General features: G+C 29.4%; 14 protein-coding genes. 11 read left to right on the top strand and 3 right to left on the bottom strand.

The genetic code is table 11. The annotated features are described in order from the left end of the window. The 3 genes from ACH5BF_RS14035 to ACH5BF_RS14025 are packed head-to-tail and all read right to left on the bottom strand — an operon-like array spanning position 1 to position 3,617. On the bottom strand, positions 1 to 1,263 hold the full coding sequence (locus ACH5BF_RS14035; RefSeq protein WP_423273498.1) for a serine hydroxymethyltransferase: 1,263 nt from the start codon (positions 1,261 to 1,263) through the stop codon (positions 1 to 3). A 23-nt stretch (positions 1,264 to 1,286) separates the two neighbouring features. Further along, entirely contained in the window at positions 1,287 to 2,813 is a 1,527-nt protein-coding gene (gene lysS, locus ACH5BF_RS14030; RefSeq protein WP_423274875.1) for a lysine--tRNA ligase, read from the bottom strand. A 12-nt stretch (positions 2,814 to 2,825) separates the two neighbouring features. After that, positions 2,826 to 3,617, bottom strand: a complete 792-nt coding sequence (locus tag ACH5BF_RS14025) for a CvpA family protein (protein ID WP_423274874.1) — start codon at positions 3,615 to 3,617, stop codon at positions 2,826 to 2,828. A gap of 103 nt (positions 3,618 to 3,720) precedes the next feature. Between ACH5BF_RS14025 and ispG the strand changes: the two genes are divergently transcribed. From ispG to ACH5BF_RS13970, 11 genes are all read left to right on the top strand, one after another. Next, complete coding sequence (gene ispG / locus ACH5BF_RS14020) at positions 3,721 to 4,782, top strand: flavodoxin-dependent (E)-4-hydroxy-3-methylbut-2-enyl-diphosphate synthase (protein ID WP_423274873.1); 1,062 nt, start codon at positions 3,721 to 3,723, stop codon at positions 4,780 to 4,782. Further along, positions 4,782 to 6,227: a replicative DNA helicase gene (locus ACH5BF_RS14015; protein WP_423274872.1), complete on the top strand. Its 1,446-nt coding sequence runs from the start codon at positions 4,782 to 4,784 to the stop codon at positions 6,225 to 6,227. Before ispG ends, ACH5BF_RS14015 begins: the two co-directional genes overlap by 1 nt. Positions 6,228 to 6,309: 82 nt before the next feature. Then, a complete protein-coding gene (locus ACH5BF_RS14010; protein ID WP_423274871.1) occupies positions 6,310 to 6,714 on the top strand; it encodes a prepilin-type N-terminal cleavage/methylation domain-containing protein in 405 nt (134 codons plus the stop codon). A gap of 177 nt (positions 6,715 to 6,891) precedes the next feature. Then, a complete protein-coding gene (locus ACH5BF_RS14005; protein ID WP_423274870.1) occupies positions 6,892 to 9,534 on the top strand; it encodes a polysaccharide biosynthesis/export family protein in 2,643 nt (880 codons plus the stop codon). 1 nt (position 9,535) lies between these two features. Continuing rightward, on the top strand, positions 9,536 to 10,483 hold the full coding sequence (locus tag ACH5BF_RS14000) for a Wzz/FepE/Etk N-terminal domain-containing protein (protein ID WP_423274869.1): 948 nt from the start codon (positions 9,536 to 9,538) through the stop codon (positions 10,481 to 10,483). Continuing rightward, positions 10,464 to 12,599 (top strand): YjbH domain-containing protein, encoded by a 2,136-nt coding sequence (locus ACH5BF_RS13995; protein WP_423274868.1) that lies wholly within the window; start codon positions 10,464 to 10,466, stop codon positions 12,597 to 12,599. The genes ACH5BF_RS14000 and ACH5BF_RS13995 overlap by 20 nt, the downstream gene beginning before the upstream one ends. A gap of 66 nt (positions 12,600 to 12,665) precedes the next feature. Next, positions 12,666 to 12,989 carry a hypothetical protein gene (locus tag ACH5BF_RS13990; RefSeq protein WP_423274867.1) on the top strand — a complete coding sequence of 108 codons (324 nt, stop codon included), beginning with the start codon at positions 12,666 to 12,668 and terminating at the stop codon, positions 12,987 to 12,989. Positions 12,990 to 13,132: 143 nt separating this feature from the next. Beyond that, positions 13,133 to 14,512, top strand: coding sequence for a phosphomannomutase/phosphoglucomutase (locus ACH5BF_RS13985; protein WP_423274866.1), 1,380 nt, complete (start codon positions 13,133 to 13,135; stop codon positions 14,510 to 14,512). A gap of 2 nt (positions 14,513 to 14,514) precedes the next feature. Next, positions 14,515 to 15,342, top strand: a complete 828-nt coding sequence (gene galU, locus ACH5BF_RS13980) for a UTP--glucose-1-phosphate uridylyltransferase GalU (protein WP_423274865.1) — start codon at positions 14,515 to 14,517, stop codon at positions 15,340 to 15,342. 2 nt (positions 15,343 to 15,344) lie between these two features. After that, positions 15,345 to 16,559 (top strand): glucose-6-phosphate isomerase, encoded by a 1,215-nt coding sequence (locus ACH5BF_RS13975; RefSeq protein ID WP_423274864.1) that lies wholly within the window; start codon positions 15,345 to 15,347, stop codon positions 16,557 to 16,559. Next, positions 16,560 to 17,765, top strand: coding sequence for a nucleotide sugar dehydrogenase (locus ACH5BF_RS13970; protein WP_423274863.1), 1,206 nt, complete (start codon positions 16,560 to 16,562; stop codon positions 17,763 to 17,765). It abuts the gene before it with no gap.

The raw sequence follows: 17,765 nt of genomic DNA, 5'->3' as shown, positions 1-17,765 counted from the left end.
TTAGTAAGTAGACTGATTGTAAATAACAAAGTTAGAAGCTAAGTCTTTAAGTTCAGCTTTAACACTTGCTTGTAATTCAGTGTTTTCAATATCATCTAATACATCAGCAATTTTGTTTGCAATGAATTCAAACTCTTTCTCTTTCATTCCTCTTGCTGTTAATGCTGGTGATCCAATTCTAACACCTGATGTTACAAATGGTGATCTTGTTTCACCTGGTACTGTGTTTTTATTTACTGTGATACCTGCATTTTGTAATGCTGCATCTGCATCTTTACCTGAGAAATCTTTGTTTAAGAAAGATACTAATACTAAGTGGTTATCTGTTCCACCTGATACTATGTCATATCCTCTTGAAACTAATACTTCACCTAATTTTGCTGCATTTGCTTTTACTTGCTTAGCATAGTCTTTCCACTCAGGAGCTAAAATCTCTTTAAATGCTACTGCTTTTGCAGCCATTACATGTACTAATGGTCCACCTTGTAATCCTGGGAAAATTGCTGAATTAATTTTCTTTGCAATCTCTTCATCATTAGTCATAATCATACCACCTCTTGGACCTCTTAAAGTCTTGTGAGTTGTAGTAGTAACTACGTCTGCATATGGGAATGGAGATTGGTGCTCACCTGCAGCAACTAATCCTGCAATGTGTGCGATATCTGCAAATAAAATTGCTCCTACTGCATCTGCAATTTCTCTGAATTTAGAAAAATCAATCTCTCTTGCGTAAGCTGAAGCTCCACATACAATGATTTTTGGTTGAGTAATTTTAGCAATTTCCATTACTTTATCATAGTTAATTCTACCATCTAATTCAACACCGTAGTAGAATGCTTGGTAGTTTTTACCTGAGAATGATGGTTTAGAACCGTGAGTTAAGTGACCACCATGAGATAAATCCATACCTAAGATTTTATCACCAGCTTTTAATAATGCAGCATAAACTGCACCATTTGCTTGAGAACCTGAGTGAGGTTGAACGTTAGCATAGTTACATCCAAAGATTTCACAAGCTCTGTCAATTGCTAATTGCTCAGCAGCATCAGCAAATTCACATCCACCATAATATCTTTTATAAGGGTAACCTTCTGCATATTTGTTTGTAAAAACAGAACCCATTGTTTCCATAACTGCTGGAGAAGTAAAGTTCTCTGATGCAATCATTTCTAAATGTGTTGTTTGTCTTTCTAACTCTTGCTCAACGATATCAAATATCTCTTTATCTGCCTCTTTTAATGATGCGCTTGATATGTAGCTCATTTTCTACCTTTTTAATTTATATGTTAATTTTCTTCCTCTTCATCACTGTGAAGATCAATTTCGTGTTTGATTGGTTTCATTGCTGGGAATAATAATACATCTCTAATTGAATGTTCATTAGTAAGCATCATTACAAGTCTATCAATACCAATACCTTGTCCTGCTGTTGGAGCCATACCGTAAGATAATGCATTTACGAAATCTTCATCCATTTCATGTGCTTCATCATCTCCACCTGATTCTTTAGCAGCCATTTGACCTTCGAATCTTTCTAATTGATCTAAAGGATCATTAAGCTCTGAGAATGCATTTGCAATCTCTTTACCAGCGATAAATAATTCAAATCTATCTGTTAAATGAGGTTTTTCATCACTTCTTCTTGCAAGTGGTGAAATTTCAACTGGGTATTCTGTAATGAATGTTGGGTTGATAAGTTTATCTTCAACATACTCATCAAATAATTCACCTTGAAGTTGACCTAAGTTCATAGCTTCATTTACTTCTAAATTATTCTCTTTCATGAAAGCAATAATTTTATCTTTATCTTCTGTAATATCAGATGGAACACCACCAATTTCAGTAAGAGACTGAATTAATGGAATTTCACTAAATTTTGTAAAATCAATTTCAAACTCACCATATGGTAAAGTTGTAGGTAAATCTAAGTGTTCAAATAAATATTCAAAGTACTCTTTTGTTAATTCAATTAAATCTTTATATGTTTTGTATGCCCAATAAAATTCAATTGAAGTAAACTCTGGGTTATGAGTTGCATCCATACCTTCATTTCTAAAACATCTATTGATTTCAAATACTGCTTCAAATCCACCAACTATACATCTTTTTAAATATAATTCAGGTGCAATTCTTAAAAATCTATCAACACCTAATGAATTATGGTGAGTAACAAAAGGTTTTGCATTTGCTCCACCAGCAATTGGGTGCATCATTGGAGTTTCAACTTCAAGGAAACCTTTGTTTTCAAAGAATCTTCTTGTTAAAGAGATCACTTTAGATCTAATATGGAAAGTTTTTCTAACTTGTGAGTTCATGATTAAGTCTAAATATCTTTGTCTATATCTTAACTCTTTATCTTGAATACCATGGTATTTTTCAGGAAGAGGAGAAATCGCTTTTGTTAAGATTTTTAAATCATGAACATGTAAAGATAATTCACCTTTACCTGTAATAAATGGATAACCAGTAACTTCAATAATATCTCCAACTTCTACATTCTTTTTGAAAATATCATTATAAAAACCTTCTGCTAAGTTGTCTCTTGCAACATAAACTTGTAAAATTCCAGATTCATCTTCAATTTTTAAGAAAGATGCTTTACCCATAAGTCTGAAGAATTTAATTCTTCCTGCTACAGTATAATTTCTATTCTCGTCTCTTTTATCTTCTTTTTGAAAAATATCAGTGTTTACATTTAAATATTTACTAATTGTTGTATTTCTTTCACTATTGTTAGCGTATGGATTAACTCCTAGCTCTCTTAATCTATCTGCTTTTTCAATTCTTTGTTGTATATATTTATTTTCAAACAATATAAAATTCCTTTAGTTAGTTTCTTCTTTATTTTCTTGTGTATTTGCTATGCTATTTAGTTTTTCTTTTACAGTATCAATCTGCTCTTTTGTTGCAGCTTTAGTATCTTCAAGTTGTTTTTCAACTTTATTGATTACTTCTTGTTCTACAGATTTTTTTACATCATTAACAGTATCTTCAACTGTTTTTGATACTTCATTTTTAGTATTTTCTAGTGCTTCTTGAACTTTTTGAGAAGTTGGTTTATTATCTGAAGTAGCTTCTTTAGTAGTTTCAACTACTTTATCAACTGCACCACCAACTGAATCAGTGATTTTTGTAGTATCAAGTTTTATAATATATGAACCAACACTTATTAAATGAGGCATTACTACAGAACCTGCTGTTTTCTCATCAATAGCTTTTTTAAACGACTCAACTTGGTATAAAGCGTATGCAATAACAGAAAAAATTAAAAATACTTTTCCTGCACCAAATATGAATCCAAATACTCTATCAACTATTCCTAAACCACTTGCACTGAATATTTTGCTTACTATTACACCTAATAAGTATACAATAATCCAAAATCCAATTAGTGCAACAATAAAACCGATTAATTTAATAGTTGTTTCATTCTCTAAAGCTAAAACAGGAGCTATTAAATCTCCAATATCTTCAGATATTCTTGAAGCAACAAATATTGCACCAATGATTCCAATAATTCCAAAAACTTCTTTGATCAGACCTCTAAAAAGCCCTTTAAGTCCTAATACTAAAGTAATACCAAGTACTACCATATCAAAAATAGTAAACTCTTGCATAGATTTCCTTTACATAATATGCGATAGTATATCTAATCAATTCATAAGAAAACTTTAAAAACTTTTTGACAAAAATTTAATATTTTTTAGATAAAATCTCTCCATGATAAAAAGATACCCAACAAAACAAATAAAAGTAGGAAATGTACTAGTTGGTGGTGATGCACCAATTCCAGTACAATCAATGACATTTTCAAAAACAAGTGATGTTGCTGCAACAGTAGAGCAAATAAGAGCTTTACACTTTGCAGGAGCTGATATTGTTAGAGTTGCAGTTCCTGATGTGGAAGCTGCTAATGCATTAAAAGAGATTAAAAAACAAGTTGACTTACCTTTAGTAGCAGACATTCATTTTAAATATAAACTAGCATTAATTGCTTCTGAGGTTGTTGATTGTATTAGAATTAATCCAGGAAATATAGGTGACAAGAAAAGAGTAGCGGAGGTTGTGAAAGCTTGTCAGGAAAGACAAATACCTATTAGAATTGGAGTAAATTCTGGTTCACTAGAAAAACAGTTTGAAGATAAATATGGGCAAACTCCTGAGGGAATGGTGGCAAGTGCTGAATATAATATCAAATATTTAGAAGATTTAGGTTTTACAGATATGAAAATATCTTTAAAAGCAAGTGATGTTCAAAGAACAGTTCAAGCTTATAGAATGTTAAGACCAAAAAATAACTATCCTTTCCATTTAGGGGTAACTGAAGCTGGAACACAATTTCACTCAACTATTAAGTCATCAATTGCTTTAGGTTCATTATTACTTGATGGTATTGGTGATACTTTGAGAGTTTCAATGACTGGTGAGTTAGAAGAAGAAATTAAAGTAGGAAAAGCAATTTTAAAAGATGTTGGAATTGCAAAAGAGGGATTAAATATCGTATCTTGTCCTACTTGTGGAAGAATAGAAGCTGATTTAGTTAGTGCCGTTGCTGAGATTGAAAAAAGAACAAATCATATTAAAACACCATTAGATGTATCTGTTATGGGATGTGTTGTAAATGCAATTGGCGAAGCAAAAAGTGCTGATGTTGCTATTGCTTTTGGAAAAGGAAGTGGTTTAGTTATGAAAAAAGGTGAAATCTTAGCTAAATTAAAAGGGGATGAACTTATTAATAAGTTTGTTGAAGAAGTTGAACTTGAAGCACAAAAAAGAAAATAATGGATAGTGTATATAGTATAAATATTGAAAGAGCTGTTTTAAGTTCTATTTTATTTAATCCTGATGAGTTAGAAGAGATTTTAGGAGTTTTAAAACCAAAAGATTTCTATCTTCCTGCTCATCAGAAAATTTATGAAGTTATGATTAAACTTCATGAAGAAGATATGCCTATTGATGAAGAGTTTATTAGAAAAAGACTTGACCAAAAAGAAGTAGATGACTCTATTTTAATTGAAATTCTTTCTGCAAATCCTATTACAAATACAATTGCATATGTAAAAGAGATAAAAGATGGTTCTATAAAAAGAGAATTGTCAACTCTTGCAACTACAATAAAAAAAGTAGCAATTGAAGAAGAAATACCTGCAAATGAAGCACTTGATACTATACAAGGTGAGTTATATAAAATCTCAACAGATAGTGCTACAAGTGAATTAAAAGATATGCATGTTATTACAGGGGATACTTTAAACTATATCAAAAGGATGAAAGAGCTTGGAAATCAGCATTTAATTGGTGAAACTACAGGTTTTGATGCTTTAGATAGAAGAACAACTGGATTAAATGAGGGTGACTTAGTAATTATTGCTGCTAGACCTGCCATGGGAAAAACAGCTGTTGTTTTAAATATGGCATTGGCAAATGTTGAAGCAGGAAAAGGAGTTATCTTTTTCTCTTTAGAAATGCCTGCTGAACAACTTATGCTAAGAATGCTTGCCGCAAAAACCTCAATACCTTTACAGAACTTAAGAAAAGGTGATTTAGATGATAGACAATGGTCTAATTTAAGTGCTGCTTTTGATGATTTGAATACAAAAAAACTTTTTGTTGATGATGGTGGTAGTATTAATATTAACCAATTAAGAGCAAGAGTGAGAAAACTTGCACAGAATGAAGATAATAATATTTCATTAGTTGTAATTGACTATTTACAACTTATGCAAGGTACTGGAAATAAAGATAGACACCAAGAAGTTTCTGATATTTCAAGGGGACTTAAAATGCTTGCAAGGGAAATGAAAATTCCTATTGTTGCACTTTCACAGTTGAATAGAGGATTAGAAAATAGACCTGATAAAAGACCTATGTTATCAGACTTAAGGGAATCTGGAGCTATTGAGCAAGATGCAGATATTATTATGTTTGTTTATAGGGATGATGTATATAAACAAAGAGATGAAGCAAGAAAAGAGAAAGAGGCAAAAGATAAAGGGGAAGAGTATAAATCTACTTTTGTTGATAAGCCTGTTGAAGAAGCTGAAATCATTATTGGAAAACAAAGAAATGGTCCTATTGGTACTGTAAAACTTGATTTCCATAAAGCGCTTACTAAGTTTGTCGATAAACCTGATGACAATCATCATAGTGCTCCTGTTGAAGTTGTATTTGAGAATATTGCTGATGTTGAGAAAGAAACTAGCATAGATGTTCCTGATATACTTTAATAATAAAATTAATTATAAATTAATACTAATTTAATATAACAAATAATATAATTCATTATATCTTGTTATAAGGAGTTATATTATGAAAAATGGATTCTCTTTACTAGAGTTAATTTTTGCAATTTTAATTATAGGAATTATTGCGTCTATTGCAGTACCTAAGTTTATTGATTCAAAAGATGAAGCTTTAGCTTCAACAATAAAAAGAGATATTGTAAGTGCAACAACAGCTATACAAAGTTATGCAATGCTTGATAGTAGTTTAACTAAGATTGAAACAGCAATTATTTTAAGTGAAACAAATTGGAATGTTGTTGATGGTAAAGCTACATTTAATCAAAATGATAAAGCTTGTATTTCTTTAGAAATAAAAGTAGAAGATAGCACAAAGAGTTTAATTATAGATATAGATGAAACTTCAACAAGTTCTGTTTGTACCAAACTAAAAGATGACTATGCCGTAAAAGATATAACATATAAGTTATAATCTAAAATCTGACATAAAAGCGAATAAGTTTTTATCGAATTTATTCGCACTAATTTAAAAATAAAAATAGAATTTTATTAATCTAAATCTTTATTATTTTATGATAATATATCCAAAAAAATCATGAGGGATCTTTAAATGAGGGTTATATATAGTTTACTACTATTATGCAGCATAATGTTTGCAGCTACATTTACACCTGCACAACTAGAATTAGCTAAAGCAGCAGGATACACAGAGGCTGATATAAAAAAAGAGTTATCTAAAAAAGAAGGTGTGAAAGATGATGTTCAAAAAGAACAAATTATTGAAAATGACATTGTTTTAGATAATAAAGAACAGAACTTAAAAGAAGATGAAAAAAGTAATGAATTAACAGAAGAAAAATTAGAAAAATTTGCATCACTTTTTTTCAATAACAAAAACAAAGTAAATCCATATAGTATACCAACACCATCTAACTATAATTTAAATTATGGTGACAAAATTTCTCTAAAAATTTATGGTGCTTCAAATGAAGATTTTATTTTAGATGTAAATAAAGATGGTAATATTAATATTCCTCAAGTAAAAGAATTAAAAGTTATAGGTTTAAATTTTAGTGAAGCTAAAAAACTTATAAAAGAAGAAACAAAAAAAGCTTACCCAAATAGTACAAATATTCTTGTTGATATTTCTGAATTCTCTTCTATTCAAATTACAATTTCTGGACTTGTAAATGCTCCTGGATTATATAATCTTTCATCTTTTTCAACTATAAAAGATGCACTTATTTCTAGTGGAGGTATTTTAGAAAATGGTTCATATAGAAATATTCTACTTAAAAGAGCAGGTAAAATATATAAGTCTTTTGATTTATACTCTCTTGTAAGATATGGCGATGCTAGTAGTGATACAATCTTAAAAAATGGTGATATTATTTTAGTAAAGCCAATTAATAAAGAGATTAAATTATCTGGTGATGTTAATTACAATGGAATTTTTGAACTTAAAAATAATGAGAGTTTTAGAAATTTATTTGATTTTGCAGCTGGCTTTAAAGCAAAAGCAAATCAAAATGCTATTAGTTTAAAAAGATATGAAAATGATACTATAAAAGTTTATACTTTAAATAAAAACGAATTATATAAATTTAAACCAAAAAATGGTGATGAAATTCATGTATACTCTACAAGTATTTTAGGGGCTAATTTAGTAGAAATTATTGGTAATGTTGTAGCGCCAAGTGAAAAGGAATTGCCAGAAGATAATAAGCTTTCAACTCTTTTTGAAAATGAATTAGAACAGTTTGGAAAAAATGGTTATTTTAAAAAAGATACAAACTATAATTTTGCAGTTATTAAAAATGATAATAAAATTAAAAGTTTTAACCTTCAAAATGTTTTAGATAAAAAAGAAGATTATACTATAAAAGCAGGTGATGAAATCACTATCTTTAAAAACTCTGATTTAAAAGAAAAACCTTATATTTATGCAAATGGTGAAGTTGTAGATGATACAAAAAGAAAATATAAATTTTATGAAGGTATGAGTGTATCTGATCTTTTTGGTCTTGTGAAGTTTAATAGTGAAGTTTTTGAAAAGATAAACAATGAAATGATGATAGCAACTGATGCTTTAGTTGAAGATGGAAAAATTAGAAAACCTGTAAGAGTTGATAAAACAAAAGTTCAAATTACAAGACTTCACAATAATCAAAAATCAACTTTTTTAGTAGATTTGAATGAAAATAAAAACTTCAAACTTAAAAAATATGATGAAGTAAGATTTTTTGATTTCTCAGCTGTAAATGACAAAATGACAGCAACTATTAAAGGTGAAGTTTTTATTCCTGGAACTTATGATATAAATGAAAATACAACAATAAATGATATTGTAAATATTTCAGGTGGGCTTACAAAAAAGGCTTTAAGAGCTAGATTTGAAGTTGTAAGATACTATACAGAAGATTATCAAAGAAAAAGAAAAGTTTTAGCTTTAGATATGGATAAAGCATTAAATTTAAAAATAAAAGTGTTTGCTGATGATGAAATTACAATTTTTCCTATTGCTAACTGGAATGAAAAAAAATATGTTGAAATCAAAGGTTTAGTTAAATATCCAGGTAAATATGCAATAGAAGACGGAGAAAAGCTATCAAGTGTGATTTTAAGAGCAGGTGGATTTTTACCAAATGCTTTTGTAGAAGGTGCTGTATTTACAAGAGAAGAAGTTAGAGAACTTCAAGAAAAAAGACTTCAAGAGACACTTGATAGACTTGGAAATCAAGTATTAAAAGCTAGTACTTCAAGTGAGAGTTTAGGTGAAGAAAAAGACGAAGCAGCAAAAAAACTTCAAGCAATAAAACAGCTTGAAAATGAAGCAAAAAGAAATAAACCAATAGGTAGAGTATCTTTAAATATATATCATGATTTAAATAGATTTAAAAACTCTCCATATGATATAGCTTTAAAAGATGAGGATACTTTATATGTGCCATCTATTAGTGATACTGTTTCAGTTGTAGGTGAAGTGTTAAATCAAAATACATTTGTATATAATAGTAAATTAGATACTGATGATTATTTAGCAAAAGCAGGTGGTGTAACTGAGCTTGCAAATGAAGAGTATATTTATATAGTAAAAGCAAATGGTGAAACTATAAAATATGAATCAAATTATTTTTGGGGTAATGACAAAGAAATATTTAAAGGTGATACTATAGTTGTACCTATGGAATTTGATACTTTCTCTGATATGAAGTTTGCAAAAGATGTTTCAAGTATTCTTTATCAGTTTGCTATAACAGCAGCATCACTTAAAACAGTTGGTGGTATATAGTATGAGTGAAAACAAAGGTTTAAATGAACAAACTTCATATATAGAAGAAGATGAGATAGATTTAAGAGAACTTTTTAATACTATTTTAAAATATAAATATAAAATATTATTTTTTGTATTTGTCATAACAGCTATTACTTTTGTTTATGTATTAAGTATACCAAACTCATACAAGTCAAGTGTTGTTTTATCCCCTCAAAATGAACAAAAATCAGTTGGAGGAGGACTGTCTTCTCTAGCTTCCTTGGCAGGTGTTAGTCTTGGTGGTGGAAGTTCAAAAGACCCAGCTGTGATGATGCAAACAGTTTTAGGAGATTATAGTTTTAATGAAATGATGGTAGAAAAATACAACCTTTCTTCTAAATTAGAGAAGCAAGAAAATTTGGTCTTTGCTTTAGGTCTAGATACGGTTTATAATCTTTTTAACTCTAAGGATGAAAACAATGAAGATACTAGATCAAAAGAAGAGAAAAATTACTCAACTATAAATAGTTTAAAAGGAATACTTTCTATATCAAGTGATAAAAAATCAGGCCTTATTACTTTAAGTGCAGAACTTCAAGATAGATATTTAGCAAAAGAGCTTGTTGATATCTATTTAAAAGAAATAGTAGATAAAGTAAGAGCTTCTGATATGAAAGAAATAGATGAGCAAATCAAATATTACAATAAAGAGTTAAGCTCAACTTATGATGTATCCCTAAAAGAACAACTTAGTAAATCTTTATCAGGATTATATCAAAAGAAAGTATTTTCACAAGCAAATGATTACTATTTTGTATCAAAAGTAGTAGATAGTAGAGTGCCTTATATCAAAGAAAAAAGTAAACCTAAAAGAGCTTTGATTTTAGTAGTATCTTTTGTTACTTCATTTATACTTGGAATTTTTTTAGTGTTTTTCTATGAATTTATAAGAAGTGAAAAGACTAATGAAGTTAAAAATTCTTAGTATTCTTCCTTTAACTGCAAGCTTTTTATTTGCAGTAAAAACACCTGAAAATATCACAGCTACATATAGTGGAAATACAGGTGTTTTTGAAACCCCAAATGCTAGAATCATGAAAGACTGGTCTATGAGATTTTTTCTAAATGAAGATAAACCTTATAGATATTATGGTCTTACAGCAACTCCTTTACCTTTTTTAGAAGCTAATTTTCATATGACACAAGTATCTGGCGTTGCAGGTTTTTCTGATAGTGAAGGCTATGGTAGTTATAAGGATAAGTCTTTAAGTGTAAAAATACTTTTAAAAGAAGAAGGTGATTACTCTCCTTCAATTGCAATAGGTGCTGATGATATTTGGGGTACTTCACTTTATACTTCAAAATATTTAGTTTTTTCTAAAAATATAGGTTATTTTGATTTATCTTTAGGATATGCAAAAGGTAGATTAGGAGGTGAAGATTTAGCCAAATATACAGCAAATTCTTCAAACTCAGGAAGCTTTGACAATAACTCTATAAACTTTTTAAAAAATACAGATTGGGGTGGGGGAAAACCTTTTGGTTCACTTGTTTTTAATGCAAGTCCATCTTTTTCTTTTATGGCTGAATATGCACCAATAGATTATAGTAAAGACAAAGTTAACCCTTTTAGTGTTGGTGATTATGAACTTCCAAAATCAAAGTTCAATTATGGACTAAAATATAAATATAGTAATAATTCTATATTAAACTTATCATATCAAAGAGGAAATACAATTTCATTTGGATATACATATCAATTTGGTTTTGATAGAACTGGTATGTTTGATCATCTTCCTGATCCAAAATGGAAAGCTAGTGATGAAAAAAAGAATGAATATATTGATTTAGACGAAAAAGAATTATCTGATAAACTATCAAAAGAAGTTTCTGCAGAAAAATTCAAATATGTAAAAACAGCTGTAAATGAAAATAGTATCTGGACCGAAATAGATAATCCTCGATATTATAATGAACTAAAAGCAGCAGGTAGAGCTATTTCTGTTATTGATGAAATTGCACCAAAACAATATGATACTATTTACATGACTTTAAAAGATAAAGAAATAAAAAAGAAAACAATAAAAGTAAATAGATCTGAATTTGATATGTATGAAAATGAAAAAGTTAGTGATTCATATATGAAAGATGCTATTTTGATTTCAAATGATACAGATGGAATGTATGAAAAATTTGCTAAAGGTAAAGATTTATATATAAGTGATTCTATTGCTGCTGAAAAATTTAGATATAAATTTGCTCCAAAAATAGGTACTATGCTAAATCATAAAGACAAACCTTTTGCTATGAAAGTATCTATGAGTGCAAATGCTTCTTATGAGTTTACTGATAATTTTGAAATACATGGTTCAATAGAACATCCTCTTTACCATAGTGGAACTGAGCTTTCATCATCACCTCTTGAAGAAGGTAAACTATCTCTTAGAGGAGATATTACTGAACACTTTACTTATAATGACACTCAGATGTCCCATTTAAGTTTGCTATATAAAGCTAATACTTTTTATGACTCTTTTTTTAAAGCAGAACTTGGTTATTTAGAGTACTCTTTTGCAGGACTTGATTTGGAGTGGTATAAACCTATGTTTGATGAAAGATTTGGGGTAGGGCTTCAATATCAAAATGTATATAAAAGAGAAGTTGATGAACTTTTTGGAATAAAAGATGAGTATAAGTATGATGCTAAGTTTTTAAACCTGTACTATTTAGTAAATCAAAAATATGATTTACATATGGGTGCAAAAATAGGACAGTTTTTAGCAGGGGATAAAGGTGTAAGGCTAGAAGTTGCTAGAAACTATAAAAACTTTACATTTGGAGCTTTTGCTACTTATACGAACTCAAATAAAGTCTTTAAAAATGAAGATAATAAAGGTTATATTGACAAAGGTGTATATATAAAAGTGCCACTTGAAGTATTTACCTATAAAAATGTAAAAGATAGACTAAGATTTGGTCTAACTCCATGGACAAGAGATGTTGGTGTTAGTGCTTCTACTCTAGATAGTTTATATCCTATGAATAGCAGTGAAAATAACACACAAATTATGAAAAAATATATAAATAACTTAAGAGAATAAATAAAATTTTTAAATTTAAAGATTTTATGGTAAAATATTGCAAAACTTAAAAAAAGGATATTTCGTATGAAAAAATTATTATCGATCGTTTTCGCTTCTTCTTTATTTGTGGCTAGTGCAATGGCACAAGCTCCTGCTCCAGCTGCTGGTATAGGTGGTGGTGCTGGTGCTGGTGCTGGTGCTGGTGCTGCCGGAGCTGGTGCTGCCGGAGCTGGTGCTGCCGGAGCTGGTGCTGCTGCCGGAGCTGGTGCTGCTGCCGGAGCTGGTGCTGCCGCTGCTGGTGGAATTGCAGCTGGAGTTAGTGCTGCTACTGCTGCAGCTGCCGCTGCAGCTGCTGGTGTTGCAGCTGCTGTTGCTGCTGGTAACAATTCAACTACAACTCACCACTAATAAAAAATATAGAAACCCAATATATGTTGGGTTTCTGTAACACTTTTAAAAATAATAATTCTTATAATAATAACTTAAATTACACTTTATTAAAACTTAGCTATACTTCCTAAAAATTTATATAATATACAGGGAAAGAATATATGCCTTCATCAATTTTTAGAGAATATGATATAAGAGGTATCTTTGAAAAAGAATTAAACGAAGATATAGTAAAAAAAATAGGTTTTCATTTAGCAAATAAATTAAAAGAAAAAATAGTTGAAGCAAAATATATAGCTGTTGGATATGATGCAAGAACTCATTCTCCTTTATTGAAAGAGTGGCTAAGCAGTGGAATAAACAAAGCAGGTCTTGAAGTTTTTGATATGGGACTTGTTCCAACACCTGCAAATTACTTTTCAAACTATGTAGAGTTTAATGATAAAAAAGTAGATGGTTCTATAATGATTACTGGCTCACATAATCCACCTGAATATAATGGTTTTAAGATTACATTAAACAAAGCTCCTTTTTTTGGTGAAGAAATTTATGCTTTAGGTAGAGAGATATTGAAAGATACTCAAACTATAGAAGATAATACTAAAACAATAATTATAGACGCAAAAGATAAGTATATAGATTATATAGTAGAACATTTCTCAAAACTAAATTTAAAAGGTAAAAAGTTTATTTTTGATTGTGGAAATGGTGTTGCTGGTGTGGTTCTTCGAGATATACTTAATAGACTTGATATTTCATATGATATTTTATTTGAAGAACCAGATGGAACTTTTCCTAACCATCACCCAGATCCAAGTGATGAATCAACGCTAAAAGATATAAAAGAGAAGTTAGCAAGCGGTGAATATGATTTTGGCTTTGCCTATGATGGAGATGCAGATAGAATAGCACTTTTATCAAAAAATTATAATTTCAAAGGTGATATTTTAGCTATCTTCTTTTCACGATTTATAGAAAATCCAACTGTAATTGGTGAAGTAAAATGTAGTCAAATTATGTATGATACTATCAATACTTATGGAAAAGCTGTGATGTATAAAACAGGTCATAGTAATCTAAAAGTAAAAATCAAAGAGTTAGAAGCTTCTTTTGCCGCAGAAGTATCAGGGCACCTTTTCTTTAATGATAGGTATTTTGGATATGATGATGCTATTTATTCTACATTTAGAGCTTTAGAACTTATAGCTGATGGTTTTGATTTTGATAAAGAGTATGAGGCTTTACCAAAAGTATACAGTACAGATGAGATAAATATCACAGTAACAGAAGATACAAAATTTCCTTTGGTTGAGAAACTAAAGACTTCACTTGAAAATCCACCAAATTTTATGCCAAAGATAAAAGATATTATCACAGTAGATGGTATAAGAGTTAACTTTGAAGATGGATGGGGATTAGTTAGAGCTAGTAATACTACTCCTAAACTAGTGACAAGATTTGAAGCAAAATCACAAGAAAATGCAAAACTATATGAAGAGTCACTTATGAGACTTTTCGATCAAATAAAAGACGAAGTATAAAAATGATAAAAAGATGTTTATTTCCAGCAGCGGGCTATGGTACAAGATTTTTACCAGCTACAAAAGCAATACCCAAAGAGATGTTACCAGTACTTACAAAACCACTTATTCAATATGGAGTTGAAGAAGCATTAGAATCAGGATGTAGTACTATTTCTATAGTTACATCTAAATATAAAAAAGCCATAGAAGATCACTTTGATACAAATACTGATATTGAAAATTCAATAAAAGGTTCTTCAAAAGAAGAACTTTTAAGTGATCTAAATAAGATTATTGAAACTACAACTTTTTCTTACACTAGACAACTAGAAATGAAAGGTTTAGGACATGCAATTTTAACAGGTGAAACTTTAATAGGTAATGAACCTTTTGCAGTTATATTAGCTGATGATTTATGTGACAATACTTCTAGTGAAGGTGGAGTATTAAAGCAGATGATAAAACTATATGAAAAATATGAGTGTTCAATAGTTGCTATAGAAGAAATACCAAAAGATAAAACAGATAAGTATGGTGTAATTGATGGTGAGCAAATAGAAGACGGAATATATAGAGTGTCAAATATGGTAGAAAAACCAGACCCAAAAGAAGCTCCAACAAATTTAGCGATTATTGGAAGATATATTTTGACACCTGATATTTTTGATATTTTAAGAGATACAAAACCAGGAAAAGGTGGAGAGATACAAATCACAGATGCTTTACTTGAACAAGCAAAAGAAGGAAAAGTTATTGCTTATAAGTTTAAAGGTAAAAGATTTGATTGTGGAAATGTAGATGGTTTTGTTGAAGCTACTAGCTATTTTTACGAGAAAGCGAATAATTAAAGATGAAATATCAAAAGAATTTCTACCAAATAAAATCAAATAATGAAATTTTTGAAAAGATAGTAGAAGAGAAAAATAACATAGGTTATTATAATTTACCTTATCAAGATATTTCAGAGATTTTAAGCTTTTCTAAAACTGTAACTCAAAAAGATATAGTGGTAGTTGGTATTGGTGGAAGTAGTTTAGGAACTTATGCAATAAATAGCTTTCTTAGAAATAAATCAAATGGTAAAAAACTTCATTTTTTGGAATCAACTGATCCTTTAGAATTAAAAAAAAGACTATCGTATATAAATGATATAAATGACACATTATTTATAATCATCTCAAAATCTGGTACTACAATTGAGACTATTTCAGTTTTCAAATACTTACATAGTCTAGTAAAAATTGATAAAACAAATTGTGTTTGTATTACAGAATATGATAGTAAACTAAACTCATATGCAAAAGAAAATGATATAAAAACTTTTGAAATTCCAAAAGATGTAGGTGGAAGATTTTCAGTATTTTCACCTGTAGGCTTAGTTCCTTTATCTATTATGGGAATAGACATACAAAAACTTCTAGATGGATGTAAAGAAGTAAATAATAGCTTTTTCGAAAAACAAGAGTATTTTCATTCAATCTTTGAAAAAGCTAGATTTATGGTAGAGAATAAAAATAGATTTAATATAAATGTAATTTTTTCATATTCTTCACTTTTAGAAGGTTTTAATAAGTGGTATATCCAACTATGGGGTGAAAGTCTTGGAAAAGTAAATATAAATGGGACAAGACAAGCTTTAACTCCAATAGGACTAATAGGTCCAGTAGATCAACACTCTTTTTTACAGCTAATAATGGAAGGGGTAAGAGATAAGACAGTTACATTTATAAAAGTAGATGACTTTGAGGAAGAAACGATAATACCTGATATATCAATTCCTCATTTAGAAGAGTTAGATTATGTAAATAATATTAAGTTTAAGGACTTGATAAATATGCAAGCAGACTCTACAATAGAAGCTGTAGAAAAGTGTGATAATATCCCAACAGATGTGATTACAATAGAGAAGGTAGATGAATTCAATATAGGAAAACTTATGTACTCATATCAACTTTTAACATCAATAGTTGGAAGTTTTATGCAAATAAATACTTATAATCAACCAGGTGTTGAAGAAGGTAAGATAATTTTAAAAAATAAGTTAAAAAATGAGGATATGAAGTAAATGAAAATAGCAATAGCCGGGACAGGGTACGTAGGCCTGTCAAATGGAATACTATTAGCCCAAGATAATGAAGTAATAGCATTAGATATAGTTGCTTCTAAAGTAGAACTTTTAAATAATAAAAAATCACCAATAGAAGATAAAGAAATAAGTGAATACTTATTAAGAGATGATTTAAACTTTAAAGCTACATTAGATAAAAAAGAAGCATATAAAGATGCAGACTTTGTAATTATCTCAACACCAACAGACTATGATCCTGAAACAAACTACTTTAATACAAAATCAATAGAGTATGTAATAGCTGATGTACTAGAAATAAACCCAAACACTACAATGGTAATAAAATCAACTATTCCTGTAGGATATACAAAAGAAATATCAAAAAAGTTTGATACAAATAATATTATATTCTCTCCAGAGTTCTTAAGAGAAGGGAAAGCCCTACATGATAATCTGTACCCTTCAAGAATTATCGTGGGTGAAAAATCTCAAAGAGCAAAAACATTTGCGAATCTACTTGCTCAAGGTGCTATAAAAAAAGATATAGATATTTTATTTACTGATTCAACTGAAGCAGAAGCAATAAAACTATTCTCTAATACATACTTAGCTATGAGAGTAGCTTACTTTAATGAACTAGATTCATATGCTCAATCACATAACCTTGATTCAAAACAGATAATAGAAGGTGTAGGATTAGATCCAAGAATTGGAAATCATTATAATAATCCAAGCTTTGGATATGGTGGATACTGTTTACCTAAAGATACAAAACAATTAAGAGCAAACTATGAAGATGTACCACATAGCTTAATCTCAGCAATTGTAGAAGCAAATACAACTAGAAAAGATTTTATAGCCCAAAGTATAATAGAAAAACTAAATTTAACACCTGTAAACCCAGATAATATAGAAACTTCAAAAAAAGTAGGAGTATATAGACTTATCATGAAAGAAGGAAGTGATAACTTTAGAGCTTCTGCAATTCAAGGAATAATGAAAAGAATCAAAGCTAAGGGAATAGAAGTAGTTATCTATGAACCAAACTTAGAAGATGAAGTATTTTTTAACTCAAAAGTAATAAAAGATTTAGATGAGTTTAAAAAAGAAGCAGATGTAATAGTAGCAAATAGACTTAGTGAAGACTTACTTGATGTTCAAGATAAAGTTTATACTAGAGATATTTTTAATAGTGATAGTTAA

The sequence above is a fragment of the Arcobacter pernae genome, assembly GCF_049472135.1.
Classification (GTDB): Bacteria; Campylobacterota; Campylobacteria; order Campylobacterales; family Arcobacteraceae; genus Arcobacter_B.
This window is presented reverse-complemented; position numbering and strand designations above follow the sequence as displayed.